This window comes from Bradyrhizobium sp. SHOUNA76, from assembly GCF_023006445.1.
In the GTDB taxonomy this organism is placed as follows: domain Bacteria; phylum Pseudomonadota; class Alphaproteobacteria; order Rhizobiales; family Xanthobacteraceae; genus Bradyrhizobium.
The window spans coordinates 1-14589 of the sequence record NZ_JALBHA010000116.1 but is presented as its reverse complement, the minus strand read 5'-3'; the positions used below and the strand labels follow the sequence as shown (position 1 = coordinate 14589).

General features: G+C 64.4%; 13 protein-coding genes and 1 pseudogene. 4 read left to right on the top strand and 10 right to left on the bottom strand.

Annotated elements, in window-relative coordinates:
* The 3 genes and pseudogenes from MOV74_RS15455 to MOV74_RS15445 form a co-directional block, all read right to left on the bottom strand.
* Nucleotides 1-373: pseudogene (locus tag MOV74_RS15455) on the bottom strand (mandelate racemase); the annotation flags it as partial.
* 285 nt (nt 374-658) lie between these two features.
* Nucleotides 659-1882 carry an ABC transporter substrate-binding protein gene (locus MOV74_RS15450; protein ID WP_246923661.1) on the bottom strand — a complete coding sequence of 408 codons (1224 nt, stop codon included), beginning with the start codon at nt 1880-1882 and terminating at the stop codon, nt 659-661.
* Between the two features lie 167 nt (nt 1883-2049).
* Nucleotides 2050-3060, bottom strand: a complete 1011-nt coding sequence (locus MOV74_RS15445) for an AraC family transcriptional regulator (RefSeq protein ID WP_246923657.1) — start codon at nt 3058-3060, stop codon at nt 2050-2052.
* On the opposite strand from MOV74_RS15445, the gene MOV74_RS15440 reads away from it, so the two are divergent.
* Nucleotides 2959-4461, top strand: a complete 1503-nt coding sequence (locus MOV74_RS15440) for a DUF3047 domain-containing protein (RefSeq protein ID WP_246923654.1) — start codon at nt 2959-2961, stop codon at nt 4459-4461. The genes MOV74_RS15445 and MOV74_RS15440 overlap by 102 nt on opposite strands.
* Before the next feature lie 47 nt (nt 4462-4508).
* Here MOV74_RS15440 and MOV74_RS15435 read toward each other — a convergent pair whose 3' ends face one another.
* Nucleotides 4509-5438: a carboxylesterase family protein gene (locus tag MOV74_RS15435; protein WP_309486807.1), complete on the bottom strand. Its 930-nt coding sequence runs from the start codon at nt 5436-5438 to the stop codon at nt 4509-4511.
* Nucleotides 5439-5753: 315 nt separating this feature from the next.
* A complete protein-coding gene (locus MOV74_RS15430; protein ID WP_246923645.1) occupies nt 5754-6323 on the bottom strand; it encodes an alpha-ketoglutarate-dependent dioxygenase AlkB in 570 nt (189 codons plus the stop codon).
* Nucleotides 6324-6402: 79 nt separating this feature from the next.
* Between MOV74_RS15430 and MOV74_RS15425 the strand changes: the two genes are divergently transcribed.
* Nucleotides 6403-6543: a hypothetical protein gene (locus MOV74_RS15425; protein WP_007597071.1), complete on the top strand. Its 141-nt coding sequence runs from the start codon at nt 6403-6405 to the stop codon at nt 6541-6543.
* Here MOV74_RS15425 and MOV74_RS15420 read toward each other — a convergent pair.
* Genes MOV74_RS15420 through MOV74_RS15410 form a run of 3 tightly spaced genes read right to left on the bottom strand, consistent with a single transcriptional unit; the run spans nt 6540 to nt 10343 of the window.
* Complete coding sequence (locus MOV74_RS15420; RefSeq protein ID WP_246923640.1) at nt 6540-8126, bottom strand: ATP-binding protein; 1587 nt, start codon at nt 8124-8126, stop codon at nt 6540-6542. The two genes, MOV74_RS15425 and MOV74_RS15420, sit on opposite strands and share 4 nt — an antisense overlap.
* Nucleotides 8123-8827: a response regulator gene (locus MOV74_RS15415; RefSeq protein WP_246923637.1), complete on the bottom strand. Its 705-nt coding sequence runs from the start codon at nt 8825-8827 to the stop codon at nt 8123-8125. Before MOV74_RS15415 ends, MOV74_RS15420 begins: the two co-directional genes overlap by 4 nt.
* Before the next feature lie 19 nt (nt 8828-8846).
* A complete protein-coding gene (locus MOV74_RS15410; RefSeq protein WP_246923631.1) occupies nt 8847-10343 on the bottom strand; it encodes a DUF4173 domain-containing protein in 1497 nt (498 codons plus the stop codon).
* A 189-nt stretch (nt 10344-10532) separates the two neighbouring features.
* On the opposite strand from MOV74_RS15410, the gene MOV74_RS15405 reads away from it, so the two are divergent.
* On the top strand, nt 10533-11876 hold the full coding sequence (locus MOV74_RS15405) for a glycoside hydrolase family 3 N-terminal domain-containing protein (RefSeq protein WP_246923627.1): 1344 nt from the start codon (nt 10533-10535) through the stop codon (nt 11874-11876).
* 97 nt (nt 11877-11973) lie between these two features.
* On the opposite strand, the gene MOV74_RS15400 is transcribed toward MOV74_RS15405, so the two are convergent.
* Nucleotides 11974-13593 carry an ABC transporter substrate-binding protein gene (locus MOV74_RS15400; RefSeq protein WP_246923622.1) on the bottom strand — a complete coding sequence of 540 codons (1620 nt, stop codon included), beginning with the start codon at nt 13591-13593 and terminating at the stop codon, nt 11974-11976.
* 56 nt (nt 13594-13649) lie between these two features.
* Complete coding sequence (locus MOV74_RS15395) at nt 13650-14258, bottom strand: TetR/AcrR family transcriptional regulator (protein WP_246923618.1); 609 nt, start codon at nt 14256-14258, stop codon at nt 13650-13652.
* 102 nt (nt 14259-14360) lie between these two features.
* Between MOV74_RS15395 and MOV74_RS15390 the strand changes: the two genes are divergently transcribed.
* The coding region (locus tag MOV74_RS15390; RefSeq protein ID WP_404979145.1) for a PspA/IM30 family protein at nt 14361-14589 on the top strand (229 nt) is incomplete at its 3' end.

Here is a 14589-nt window from a genome sequence, read left to right as displayed (position 1 = left end):
CCAGCGGCAAGCCGCGTGTGCGGGCCAGCGCATCCCAAGCCGCCATGTCGATGCCGGATTGCGCCAGCCGCTGCAAGCCGGCGAGGCCCAGCAACGTGAAGCGCTGGGTCAGCTTGCGCTCGATCTCGAACGGAAGCAGCTCGTCGCCAGCGACCAGCTCTGACATTTCCATGACCATCGCCGTCAGCGGCTTCAAGGCCGACGGCGTGATCGAGAACAGGTAGGCATGCCCGATGACGCCCTGGTCGGTCTCGCAGTCGATCAGCACCAGCGGCGCCCGGGCGACCGCGCCGGTCGAGGTCTGGAGCGGCAGGTTCATCGGCGCGATCACGGGTCGCGCGTTGCAGCGCTTGATGCGGATGGTCTCGGTCATGGGCGCTGGCTCCGGATGGTCAACGGTGGTTGATGCCAATCTTAGACATTCGTCATGAAACGAAAAGGCGCTTGGCCCGACCACGATAAAATGCGGCGATGCGGCTGCGCGTCCGCTCGCTGCTCGAGAGCGCGCTGGCCTCGCTCAGCCGGCGTGAGGGGGCGCGCAGGCGTGTCGTCATTTCCGTTGATAGAGTCCCCGTGTGGTACCCCTCTCCCTAGCCCTCCCTTGCGGGGGAGGGTGGGGGAGAGGGGTGGCCCAGCAAAAAGATCCGTGTGAGTCACTTCATCGCGCCGCGCCTTCCGTGAACGCCGTCTCGATCACATCCCCAAAAGGCTGCCACGACCGGCCGTCAAATTGCACCAGCCGCATCTGCTTGATCGGCAAATAGCTGCTGGACGAGGTGTTCATCCTGATGTCGGGCAACGCAACGGAAGGCTGATAAGACCTGAGCGACGTCGCCTGCCGCATGATGTTTTCGCGCGAGACATCGTCGCCGCATTGCTTCAGCACCTGCGTCAGCGCCTCGGCCGCGGCGTAGCCATAGAGTGCGGCGCTGTTGTTCGTGCTCTCGACCTGATGGTACTTGTCCATGAAGCCGAACCAGTCCTTCATGGCGGAATCGTCCTTCCATGCGGGATCGCTCGGATCCTTCAGAAAAGCTGCCGAGATCACGCCGGCCGAGTTCTCCAGGCCCGCCGGCGCCATCGCATTGGCGATCGAGGCGGAGGCATCGTTGACGATGAACACCGGATGCCAATTCATTGACGCCGCCAGCTTGATCACCTTGGCCGCCGTCGAGGGCACGCCGAGAAAGACGAAGATGTCGGCGCCCGCGCGCTTGAGGATCGAGACGTGCCCGTCGAGATGCTCGTCGTTGATGTCGAAGGCAATGTCGACGAGGACATGACGGTTCAGGTCGCCAAGCCCTTCCTGAATGCCCTTGTAGAGCATGCGTCCGAACTGGTCGTTCTGCCAGAGCACGACGATTTTCTTCCTGGGGTAATAGGCCTGGATGTAGTTGGCGTAGATCCGCCCCTCCGACCGAAATGATGGCTGCCAGCCCATGGTCCAGGGAAATGCGTTCGCCCGGCTCAGCTCCTCATCGCCGGAGGCCACGAACAGCTGAGGAATCTTCTTCTCGTTCAGATACCAGCGCGTGGCGAGATTGCCGGGGGTGCCGAACGATCCGAACATCAGGTGCACGTCGTCCTTCTCGACCAGGTTGCGCGTCAGCTCCAGCGCCGCCGCCGGATCGGAATTGTCGTCGCGCGTGATGAAGCGGATCTTGCGACCGTTGATGCCGCCACGCGCGTTGATCATGTCGAAATAAGCAGCTTCCGCCTGTCCGATCGCGCCGAATTCAGAGAGCGGTCCCGAATACGGCATGACATTGCCGATGCGGATTTCCTTGTCGGAAGTGGGTTGGTCTGGGCGTTGCTCGGACATCGCGCCGAGCGACGCGATAGCGGCGATCAAAACGAACAGCACTCTGCCGGTGACGCGCATGCTCGACACCTTGTCGTTGGCCCCCAACGAGGTCGGCTCATTCCGCACCCAGGTGAGTTGATCTACGTCAAGCGTTTGGCGATCGTGTGGCCGGTTGCGACAGCTGAGCGAATGAAACGGCAGACGTGCTGACGCGCCGCCACGGCAGTAGGCAGGCGTGGGTCGCGTTAGTCAGTCCAGCCCGAGGTCATCTTGGCGACGCGTTCCGTGTCCGGCCGCCCTCGCGATTCGAGCAGACGTCGCCAACGGGTGGGAGGTACGCCGCTCCAGCGCTCGAAGGCCCGGCAGAAATGGGCGGGGTCGTCATATCCAAGCATGGATGCAATCTCGCCGATCGATCGGTCAGTCCGGCACAACAGCCGCACCGCCCGGCGCTGCAGCGCGTTTCGTAACAGGTCGCTGTAGCTCAGGCCGACGTTGCCGAGCCTGCGCTGCAGAGTTCGTCGCGCGAGCCCCGACCGGTTTCCGATGCGTGAAAGGGTCGGACGGCGATCGAGCAGCTCCAATTCGATCAGGACGGACAGACGGCCCGGCAGGTCTTCCGGATCCGGCAGGTCAAAAATACGCCCGAGTTCGCTCGCGGTCAGCCCATCGCCCTGTGCCATATCTGGATTGACTGATGTCAGCAGCCGCCGATCGAACACGATCGCGCTGGCAGCATTGCCAACAGCAATATCGGTACCCATCAACTCGCCGATCGGGCACCGGAGACGGTTTGGCAGGCCCCCGAAGATGATCCTGTCAGGCAGCCACCAGATGCCGGCAAAATGCCTGATGACGGCAATCATGTACCAGACAGCGAGCATCTCGTTCTGCTGCCGCCCGTCGCGCGCAGGGTCGGATAGTTCATACGACCAGCGAATTTCGCTGCCGTGACGGCGCGCGACCAACTGCGTGGCGTTCTGCAGCATGTGCGGCAGGCTCGCCCCGGCGCGGTGGATCGCCTCGAGCAAGGTCGGGGCCTGGGTCACCCATCTGCCGAAAACGCCGAGGCCCGCCATCGATGTCTGGCGACCGAGTCGGGCCGCAAAGAGGTCGTCGTGCAATTCCCGCGAAGTCACCATCAACAGCCGAAAATGATCGCGCAGCGGCACCAACGTGTCCGGCGCTTCCAGCAAGGCGAGGGGAAGATCGGCGCGTCGAAACACCCGCTCGATCGATCCCCCGGCCGCAGTCACTACCTCCGCGATCGGACCGAGCGTGCTCGCGCGTGTGTAACCGGTCTGGCGCATCTGCCCTCACGCGCCAAACAGGCGGCCACGTCGGCACAACATGGCAGGCTGAATTCGGCACGAAAGCATAGCATTCGAATCCCGATGGAATACGGCCAAACGCCCGTGTCGCGCAGGGGCAGGGAGGAATGCATGTGCTTTGCTTGTCTTGGCTTCTCGTCTCCGGCCGGGAAAATCTCCCGACGTGATGTCATGTTACGCGCATCGGCGCTCGGCCTGGTCCTGCCCTTTGCCGGTCCCGCATCGCAGACCGCGCAAGCCGCAGGGCAGAGCGCTCCGGCGCCAGCGGATGTCGTAAGCGGAATCAAGGAAATCATTGCGAAGGCGAATTCACCGGAACTGGTCGCCACCAAGGCGTTCGAGATCAACGGCGCCGATCTGCCCTGGACCGATCTCGGTCTCGACGCAGTGCGCGGCCAGCAGGTGACGTTCCTCCTGAACGGTCGCATGTGGCTGTCGCGTGAGCACGATCTCTGGTTCGGTCCCGGCCTGATCTTCCACGCGCGCACGCGCGGGCTCCGGCCGATGTACAACCCTATGCTGGACACAGGAACCATGACGGTCGCCCACGATGGAAGCATTGAGGTCGCGCGTTCGGCCGCGGAATGGGCCAACGAGGACGGAGCACTGAGTACGCCGGAAGACATCTACAGGAAGGCGGATGTCAAGATGACAGGTGTCGCCCTGCTGTGGCGCGGGGATGCCGGCGTCGGCATTAAGAGCCTCCTGGCGCATGGCGACGTGGGCGGTCAGCTCAAGTCCGAGCTTGCGCGTCTCGAGCGTGGCGGCAGGCTGCCGGCGGGGTGGTCGAACCTGCTCGGTTTCGGGGGTGGGCAGGAAGTCTTCAGTCAGGGCGCTGATGGCGAGATCGTCTGCGACATCGCGGGGCATGTCAGCATCATCGAGAGATCGCTGCCGCTTCCATTGGCCTCCGGTCCGCGCCTCGCATGGCGCTGGAAAATTGATCAATTGCCGTCCGTCGTCGCCGAGGACCAGGCTGCGACCCACGACTATCTGTCGATCGGCGTGAAGTTCGACGACGGGCAGGATCTCACCTATGTCTGGAGCGAATATTTGCCTGAAGGCAAGGTCTTCCGATGCCCATTACCCGCCTGGAACGCGATCGAGACACATATAATCGTCCGTTCCGGGAAGGCGGACCTCGGAACCTGGCAGGCGCAGGAACGCGACATCGCAGCAGATTACGCCGCCCATATCGGCGGATCGGCGAACGCGATCTCGAAAATCTGGCTGCTGGCCGTGGCGCCGTTCCAGCGCCGCCACGGCGCCTGTCGCTATGCCGATATCAAGGTCACCACCGGTGACAAAGCTGTGCACAAGGTTTAGCGCGAGAGGTCGAGCGAGCCTGTGGCCCCATCTGAAGAAAACTTGCGCTACGGCAGGCCCCGCGCTTCCAGCTGATGCACCAGCAGCAGCGTCGGCTCGGCGAGGCTGTCGCCGGAGCCGTCGAGGCCGAACGCCGCGGCGATGCCGTCGCGGCTGCGCAGCAGCGTGCTGCGCGGACAATGGCCGGCACCGCAGAGCGTCTTCTTCAGGGTCTCGCCCTGCGTCACGAGGGCAGGGGAATCGTCTGGGGCCCATGCCAGCACGATCGGCACATCGACGTTGAGGATGCCGGGGAAGACCGAGCGCTTGTTGTACTGGCTGGCGTCGCTGCCGAGATAGGCCTTCTCGCTGTCGCTGGCGTCCTTGCCGGCGCGGTAAATGCCGGACACCAGCACGACGGCGGCGACATCGGCGCGATCGGCCTGGAGTTCGGGATGCGCCAGCAGGGTCGCAACGTGAAAGGCGCCGGCGCCGTAGCCGACCGCGACGATCTCGCGGGCGTCGCCGTTGAACAGGTCGATATTGCCGTGAACCCAGGACAGCGCCGCCGCCACGTCGGTCGCCCCCATCGGCCAGGTCGCCGAAGGGGCCAGGCGATAATTGACGCGCACCCCGATCATGTCGTTGCGCGCGGCAAAGCACATGGCCTGGTCCTGGATCTGGCGCGACAGTTCCGGCGCCGCGCGGTCGCCGGCAAAAGTGTCGCCGACCACGAACAGCAGCACCGGCCGCGGCGTATCCGCCTTGGTCGCGCTGGCGGCGACATCGAGCACGTTGGCTTCGCTCTCGCCGTAGCGCAGGCCCCGCGCGAAGGTAACCTGCTCACACAGCCGCGCGGTGCCGCCGGCCGTGGTGTCGGAATCGGTCAGGCCCACTTGCACGAGATCAGACGGCGGCGAGAGCCGGGCCGGCAAAGGTCCGTGCGCGGAGGCTGTGGTCATGGTCAGAAGCAGGAAAAATGTCAGATAGTTCTTCATGGTGATGCCGGCTTTGCGGGTCTCATATTGGCTCGCAGATATGGCCTGTCTTTTCAATTCGCCTCATTACTCAGCTGGCCTTGAGGCGAATTCGCGGCACCCTTGGCCGGCACGCCGCCGCCGCGGAAACGGGCGTCCGGCTTGGCATGTGGCCGCGTTTGGAGCGCATGTTCGCGTGTCCCGGGACGACCCGCGCGGCGCAGCCATTTTGTCTCGATCCGTCAAGCCGTTGTCCGGCGCCGCCGAGGCTCGAGCCGGACACGGCGTTCTACTGTGCATGGGGTTGTTTTCGCAGTTTTTGTTTTGGACGACCGGTCAGGCTCGCTTCATCGTCCGGAACGTGATGGAGTAACGGCGTGCCTCGACCGGCGGGATGCTGTGCTCCCATTGCGAACGCGCCTCGCCGTCCATCATGTAAAGCGAGCGCGGCAGAGCCTCGAGCGTGTGGCGCTGCCATTTGTCGCCGCTCCGGCGGCGGAAGCGGAACTTGCAGGCCGCGCCGAGCGAGAGGCCGAGGACTTTGTCAAAATGCGGCTTGTCGCGGTGCCAGCCGATGCCGACGCCGACCTCATATTCGGTGCAGAGCACCTGGCGGACGGTAGCCTTCGGTAGCCCCGCCCATTGCTCGACCTGACGCGCGACCGGCGCCACCCAGTCCGGGATCGGCTCCGCCTCGGCCAGCCGCTGCAGCGAATAGTCGTAGCGATAGCCGAACGAGGCCACCCGGCGATTGCCCTCGAAGGCGCCGAACTGGAAGCGCTGGAGCGGCAATGCTGCGATGCGGCCGATCAATTCCTGCTCGAGGGCGGCATCGATAAAATTGTCCGCATGGCGCAGCCCGGCAGGGCCCGCTTGCGGTTCGGCGAACAAACCTAATTGCGTCATTCCTCGCGTGTCCGTGATGGAACCTAATGGCGGCTGATGCGACTTACATATGACGCGGGAAGAAACGTGCGAGGCTGTCATGGCAGAGAAGCATACCGCCGATCCGGCAGAGATCATGCGGGCGACCGGTCATCCCGAGCTGGAATATGCCGCCGGCTGGACCATCGCCGGCCTGGTCACCATCGGCACCATCGTTGCCGCCTGGGTGTTCGCGATCTAGGCCACAGGGAATTGGAGCTCGAAGGCGGCGCCCGCCTCGGTCGGCTTCAGCCTGATCGAGCCGCCATGGCTCGCCATCACCGCACGCGCGATCGCAAGCCCCATCCCGGTCCCGCCCTGGTCGCGGCGGGTGGTGAAGAACGCGTCAAAAATCCTGTCGCGGTTCGGCGCCGAGATCGGCTCGCCGTCATTGCTCACCGTCAGACGCACGGTCGTGCGCTCGAAGGCCGCCTCCAGCCTGATTGACCTCGCCTTGTGCCGCATCGCGTTGTCGGCGAGATGCGACAGCACGATCAGCGCCTTTTCGCCGGACATACCGATGGGGCGGTCGAGGCTGCCGCTGGCCGAAATATCGCTTGCCGGAAAGAGGCTTCTCAGGTCGGCGATCACGGGTGCGAGTTCGGTGCGCTCGTTCTGCGGCAGGCTCTCGGCACGGGCCAGTTCGCGCAGCCGCTGCGCCATCGCCTCCAGCCGCTGCGTATCGGACAGGATGTTGGCGATGAACGTGTTCTGCTCGGCCGGCGTCAGACCCTCGGATTTACCTTGAACCGAATCCTGCAACAGCTCGGCGGCGCCCTTGATCGAGGTCAGCGGCGATTTCAGCTCGTGAGTGAGGTGGGCCGAGAACGTCGCGATATAGTCCGAGCGCCGCGCCAGCTGCTCGGCCATGCCGAGGAAGCTGTGCGAGAGCTGGGCGAACTCGCGCGTGCCGTAATGCCGGAGCGGCTGAAATGCCTCGCGATCGCCGCGGCCGATCCGCGCGGCGCGATCGATCAATTCGCGCATCGGCAGCGTGATGGTGCGGGAGAAAACGAGGCCAATCGCGATCGTGCCGAGGATGACGGCGAGGCCGGCCAGCACGAATTTGGCCCGCTCCTGGTAGAGATGATCGAAAATGTTGCTGGGCGTCCGCGTGGTATAAATCACGCCCGCGACGCGGTTGTTGACGATGACGGGCATCGCCGAGAACACGTGCACGCCGAGGCCGCGGCTGAAGGAGTAGATCGGCGGCGGCGGCTTGTCCGGCACGCGGTTGCGCAAGGTGGCGCGGTACTGCCCGTGCAGCGCGTCCGCGACCTCCTCGATATGGGCGAGCGACTGCCCGACCTCCTGGCGCCCGGCGATCACCACGCCCTGCGGATCGAGGATCCTGAAACCCGCCAGCGTCACCTTCTGGGTCTCGCGGATGATCGGCGTCAGCCTTGCGCCGATCTCGACATAGGCCGGCTGTGCCGGCCGGATTGCTGCTTGCGCATCGGGCCGCCGGCGCAACAAATCATTGGCGGTGAGGTCAAGCGCGGGGCGGATCGGCGTGACCTGGTCGCCGGGGTCGGGCAGCACGTTCGGCGGCACCTCGGCGCCGAGAGTCAGGCCACTGTCGAGCCTTGCCGTGACCTCCTGCGCATAGATCGTCGCCAGCACGCGGCTTTGCGCGATCAGCTCGGCCTGGGTCTGGCGGATGAGCTGGTTGTCGTAGAGGCGGAAGAAGAACAGGCCGACCAGCGGCAGCACGGCGACGGTCGCCAGCACCGTGAAGATCACGAGGCCGAGCGACGGTCGCCATTTATCGGGCGCCGCGCTCATGCCGCTGTCTCGCAGCGGCCGAGCTTGAAGCCGACGCCGTGGATGGTCTCGATGACATTCTCGCAATTCAGCGCCGCCAGCTTGGCGCGGATGTTGCGGATGTGGCTGTCGATGGTGCGGTCGGAGACCTGGATGTTGAGCTGATAGGCCGCGCGCATCAGCTGCTCGCGATTGAACACCGAGGTCGGCCGGGTCAGGAACGCGCGCAGGATGCCGAACTCGATCGCGGTCAGCTTCAGCGGCGTGCCGGCGAACGACGCCACATGCTGCTCCGGATCGATCAGCAGGCCACCTTGCGCCAGCGCGCTCGGCCCAGCCTTGATCTCGCCATTGCGCGGGCTGAGCCGGCGCAGGATGACATTGACCCGCGCCACCAGCTCGCGCGGGCTGAACGGCTTTGTCACGTAGTCGTCGCCGCCGATCTCGAGGCCGAGGATGCGGTCGATCTCCTCGTCGCGCGCCGACAGGAACAGGATCGGCACGTCGGAGGTCTTGCGAATCTCGCGGCAGACGTTGAGGCCGTCGAACTCAGGCATGCCGATGTCGAGCACGATCAGGTCGGGCTTGTCGGCGGCAGCGCGGCTGAGCGCCTCCCTGCCGTCGCGCGCCTCGATCACGTCCATGCCCGCCTTCTTCAGTGCAACGCGGATGACCTCGCGGATATGGCCTTCGTCGTCGACGATGAGAATGCGATGCGCCAAGAAACTCTCCGCTGCCTCGTCAGCCCGCCGGCTGATTCTTCGCCGGCGCGTCCAGCCTGCGCTGCAGCCGCCAGCTTCGAAAGCCCCAGCTCCGCCAGGCCAAGTCCTGACGCTGCTGTTCTACAAGGCGGTCGCGGCGTGACACAAGGCAGCTCTCGGGGTTGCCGGGCCGGAGCATGATCGCCCTATCGATGGCGGGCAGTGCCTGCGGTCCGAGCGTCAGGAGATAGTTCATGTCGATCTGCACGCCTTTCCCCGATGCTTCCCGGCTGTGGGCGACATTGTAGTCGGCAATGAAGGCATCGAAGTTCACGAGCGAGCAGCCGTAGAGCACGATCGCGAGCACGATCAGATTGACACCCACGAGCCATTGGTTGGACCGGTTGAGAGCAATGCGGGTCACGATCAGGATCAGTCCGAGCGCCACCAGCCCCATCCAGATGAAGGCCGCGATGCGCCAATACGTCAGCATGTAGATGTCGACATAGAGGTCGAGCCGGAGGATGGACGAGGCGACCAGAAGCACGTTCTGCCCTACCCAGAGATAGACCAGCGGCCGGATCACCCTCGATTTCTCGGCCGGTCCGCCCGGGCGCATCGCCACCAGCACGAAGGCGGCGGCCAGCAGCGCGGTTACGATCAGCGGATAGGCGCCGCGATGGGCGTAGGCGGCATAGGTCAAGTTGTCGGGCAGCGCCGCGTGCCCCCAGAGATAGATGCCGTCGAGAATCGACTGCGCCGCGAACAGCAGATTGAACAGGATCAGCGAGCGCAGGATGGTGGCGGGGCCCAGGAATTCAGCCGAGACGAGGGACGGGAGCGGCGGTGGCACCGGGACGTCGGCGACGGCGGTGGTGACGACCGTCTTGCGCCGCCAGCGCACATGGATGAACGGCCAGACCAACGCCAGCATCACGGCCCAGAACAGGACGCGCGGGACGCTGACATATTCGAGGATGAGTTTCGGATTGAGCAGGGACAGCCATTGCTCGATCACCGGATTGGCCGCGGCGAAGAGTGCGACGAAGACGGTGCTGAGCGCGGCAGGCAGCAGCCACAGCGCGATGCCGCGGGTAAACGCCGACGCGTTGAGGACCTGGGGCGCATCGAGGAAGAACCTGAAGGGACCGAGCAGGACCAAGCTTCGCAGCGCACGGACGCGGTCGGCGAGCCCGGTCGCTTCCGCATTGGTCACGAGCAGCAACGCAATCGTCAGCGATGCGACGAGGATCAGGAACGACAGCGTGTTGAGCTCCTCGATAACAGGCACGAGACCGGCGGCGAGAACGGCCGATCCGGTGATGGCGCGGCGCAAGTCCAGTGCGGCATGATTGAAGAGCGCCGACACGCCAGCGAGCGCGATCGTAAAGAGCGTCAACGACAGCCCGATCCGCTGCCCGTAGAACAGCCAGTCGGCGAGTGCGGCCAGCAGCAGCGCGAGCCCGACCTTGGCCGAAATCGAGGAATGACCGATCGGCTTGATCTCTTCTACGATCGTCGAAGCCAGGCTTGTCATATCCGGAGGACCTTTCGTGATGGTTGGCATCACGAAGTCTGAAGGGTTCTTGTGCAGAAGGCGGGATCATCGTCTGCACGGTTTCAGGAGTCTTTTGCAGATTTCGTGCAGGCGGCCTTTTGCCTCTCGCCCGGCGCAAATCGCTTTGATAGGTGCGAAGCATTCGCCACTTCCAGCACGTGATGCATCATGCAATTGCTCCGCCGTATCGGCCTCATCCTGCTCTGGCTTGCCGCGCCTGTCGTCGCGTTCGCCGCCGCGAACAAGAACGATCCTTATCTGGTGCCGTTGCGCGGCGCCGGAAACATCGCGCTTGTCGTCGCAAGCATCGCGATCGTCGTCCTCCTGCTACGCAGAGGGCGTTGGCGTACCATCGCGGGCAAGCTGCTCGTCATGCTCTGGTGCCTGCCGCCGGTTCTGATGTCGGCCGCGCATCTGAAGTTCGAGCTGCGCAAGAACGATGTCCTCGGCGTCAGCGCGACGGAAGCGCGTCAGCTCGGGCCGCACTTCATGGTCGGCTATTCCTCGTTTCCCGAGGTCGCGCGCCTTGCCGGGCAGGGGTTGATCGGCGGCGTCTATGTCACCCGGCACAATATCCGCGGCAGGACCGTCGAGGCGCTGCGGACCGAGATCGCCGCGCTCCAGGATCTCAGGCGCGCAGCGGGCCTGCCGCCGCTGGTCGTTGCTGCGGATCAGGAGGGCGGCATCGTTGGGCATCTCGCGCCGCCGCTGACGAAAGTGCCGGCGCTGGCGACACTCGCAGGGCTTGCTCCCGACGGCCAGCAGGCCAAAGCCGAAGAGTTCGGCCGCATCCATGGCCGCGAGCTCGCGGATCTCGGCGTCAACCTCAATCTCGCCCCAGTGCTCGACCTCAAGCCACCGGCGCGGCGTAACCGGCTCGATTTCCACACGCTGATCGGCCAGCGCGCGATCGCGACCGATCCGGCTGTCGTGAGCACGATTGCGAGCGCTTATGTGCGCGGGCTGGAGCAGTCAGGCGTCGGTGCCACGCTCAAGCACTTTCCGGGCATCGGCCGGGTGCGTGCCGACACACATCATTTCAGCGCCAATCTCGACACGCCGGTGAGGGAGCTCGAGGCATCCGACTGGCTCCCGTTCCGCGACGTGCTATCGCATTCGCGCAGCGCGCTCATGGTCGGCCATGTCACGCTGACCGCCGTCGATCCCGATCGCGCCGCCTCGCATTCGAAGCGCGTCGTCGAGGGCATCATCCGCGAGACATGGGGTTACCAGGGAGTGGTGATGACCGACGACCTCGTGATGGGCGCGATCTACCAGAACGACGTCTGCAACGCCGTGGTCGAGGCGATCAATGCCGGCGTCGATCTGCTGCTGGTCGCCTATGACGGCGCGCAGTTCTACCGCGTCTTCGCCTGTGCCCTGGACGGGGCGCGGCAGGGCAAGCTCGACGCAGCAATGCTGCGCGCAAGCGCGGCGCGGCTTGAGCGGGGTTTCTCGATTACGCAGGCGCGCGCGGCGTCAGGTGTGCTGCGCGTCGTCGATAGGCACTAAAGCGCGATGCGATTAGGATGAATCGTCACCGCGCTTTAGGTTGTTGTTTAAGCATGATCTTTTCGGAAAACCGCTGCGCACTTTTCCGGATCATGCTTTAGCCCTTCGCGAACTGGCGGTAGTCCGGTTCGCGGTGAAACCAGAACTCGTAGCCGGTGACGGCCTTCTGCATCGCGACATCGTGGATCGGCTGGTTGAGCGGAACGACGGGAACGTCGCGCATGCAGAGCGTGATGAAATCCTTCACGCACCGGTCGTACTCCGCCGCATCAGCCGTGAACCGCGCCTTGTCGATCAGCGCGTCCATCTCCTTGTTCTGATAGGATGAGATGTTGAAGATCGAGTTGTTGCCGTGGAAATTCCAGTAGAAGTAGTATTCGGGATAATCCAGCCAGCCGCTGAAGCGGTTGAGCGCGAGCGGCAGCTCCTTCTTGTTCAGCGTCGTGCGCCAGTTCGCGCCGGGGATTTTCTCGATTCCCGCCTTGATGCCGATCTTGGCGAGGCTCTCCTGGATCAGGATCGCAGTCGGCTCGCCGACGGTCGCGGTGCCTGTGTCGAGCGACAAGGTCGTCTCCAGGCCGGACTCGAAGCCTGCTTCCTTCATTAGCGCCTTGGCCTTGTCGAAATCGGTGACATAGGGAAACGGCTGCGGCCAGACCGGCTTTGAGACCTCTGCCGCTCCGCCATACATCGGAACGGCACGCCCAAAGAACGCACTACTCTGGATCTGCTCATAAGGCATCGCCCAGGCGATGGCCTGGCGCAGCTTCACATTGTCGAACGGCGGCTTCGCGGTGTTGAGCGCGACGTACCAGAGCGCGTTCGGGATGGGCACGCCCGACACCTTGACCTTGCCCTCCCTGATGATCTGCTCGAAATCGCGCGGCGCAAAGCCGCTGGAGATGTCCGCATCGCCCCGCTCCAACATGGCGCGGCGCGTACCCGCGGAGGGGACGTCGCGCGCGATCACGCGCTTGACTTTCGGCAGCGGGCCGCTCTTCCAGTCGTCGAACCGTGCCAGCACGGTTTCGCTGCCCGGCTTCCAGCTCTCGATCTTGTAGGCGCCGCCGCCGGCCTCGTTGTTCCTAAGCCACGCCAAAGTCCAGGGGTCTTCCGGCGTCGCATTCTTTTTCGCCAGCTCGGAGTTGATGATGAAGGGCACGACGACCGCGACGTTGAACAGCAGCATCTTGTCCTTGCGGACATAGTCGATGCGGAAGGTGTGGTCGTCGACGACGACGAACTGCTCGGGCTTCTCCAGCGATCCTGCCGACATCTGGAAGGTCGGAAAGCCACCGACCTTCACCGCGCGGTCGAACGACCATTTGACGTCCTTGGCGGTCACAGGCGAGCCGTCGTGGAATTTCGCGTCCTTGCGGAGCCTGAAGGTGCAGGACATGCCGTCGGCCGCAACCTCCCAGCTTTCGGCGAGCTCGGGCGCGAGCTTGTCGCGATCGTACGAGACCGTCCCGTCGGGCAGCGTCTTCGAGGCGTAGGTCAGCAGCCGGTCGTAGCAGTTCCAGCACATGCCGTTCACGGTCTGGTTGGAGCCGACGCCCTGCATGTCGAGCGAGTTCGGCCCGAGCTCCTGCACCACCAGCAGCGTCTCGCTGCGCCCCTGCGCCCAGGCGAAGCGCGGGGCGAGGGTCGTCCCGGCGATACCGAAGCCGCCGAGCACGACGCTACGCCGGTTGATGTCGAAAGATGATGCGCTCATCGCTGCCTCCTCGAGAGAATTGCACGATGAGGAGGCAAGGCGCATGCCATGCGCAGCTAGCTCCGTAGCGCGATCAACCCTTCGATCATCGCACGCACGAGGCGCGCGATTTCTTCGCGCAGCGCCGGCAGCGGCACGGCAACCAGCTTCTGCTCCAGTCCCAGTGCCACCATGCCATGCACGGCCGAGAACAGGCTGCGCGCGGTGATGCCGAGCTCCTCGGAGCTACGGTTCGGAAATAGCGTGGCCAGCGGCTGGTAGATGTGGCGGAACAGTTGCATCTGGTCTTCGACGGACCAGTCGGGGACGATCTTGTCAGTCTCCATGCGGTGCTCGAACAGCGCGCGCCAGAGCTGGAGATTTTCCGCCGCGAAATCGCAATAGGCGATGGCGATGCGGACCAGCGTCTCTTGCGGCACTGCCTCGCCCGGGCTGACCGCGGCACTGAGCGCCTCGTCGAGCCGAAGCAGCGTGCGCGAGCCCACGCGTAGGATCAGCTCGTCCATGTCGGCCACGAGATTGTAGACGGCGCCGTTGGCGCAGCCGATCTCGCGGGCGAGATCGCGGGTTTTCAAACCGGACAATCCGCGCTCGGCGATCATCCGCTCCGCCGCCAGGATCAGGTCGGTTCGAAGTTTCTCTCGACGTTCCAAGGCTTTAGACATATGTCAGCCAAATTTTGAGCGTTGCTCAAATTTCTCTTGAACGTTGTTCAAGTTCTTTGCTACAAAGAGTTGGTGAGCAACGCTCATAACAGGGAGTAGCCAATGTTCAAGACAGTCGTGACACTTTTCCGCGGCAGCGTGGCCGCCGCGGGCGAAGAGCTGGAAGACCGGACGGCCCTTCTGATCCTCGACCAGCAGATGCGCGATGCGGCTGCAGCCGTCGAGCGCAGCAAGCGGACGCTGGCCTTGGCAATCGCGCAGGATCAGCAGGAAGGCCGCAAGCTCGAGGCGACCGTGGCGCGCATCGCCGATCTCGAAACCCGCGCGGTCG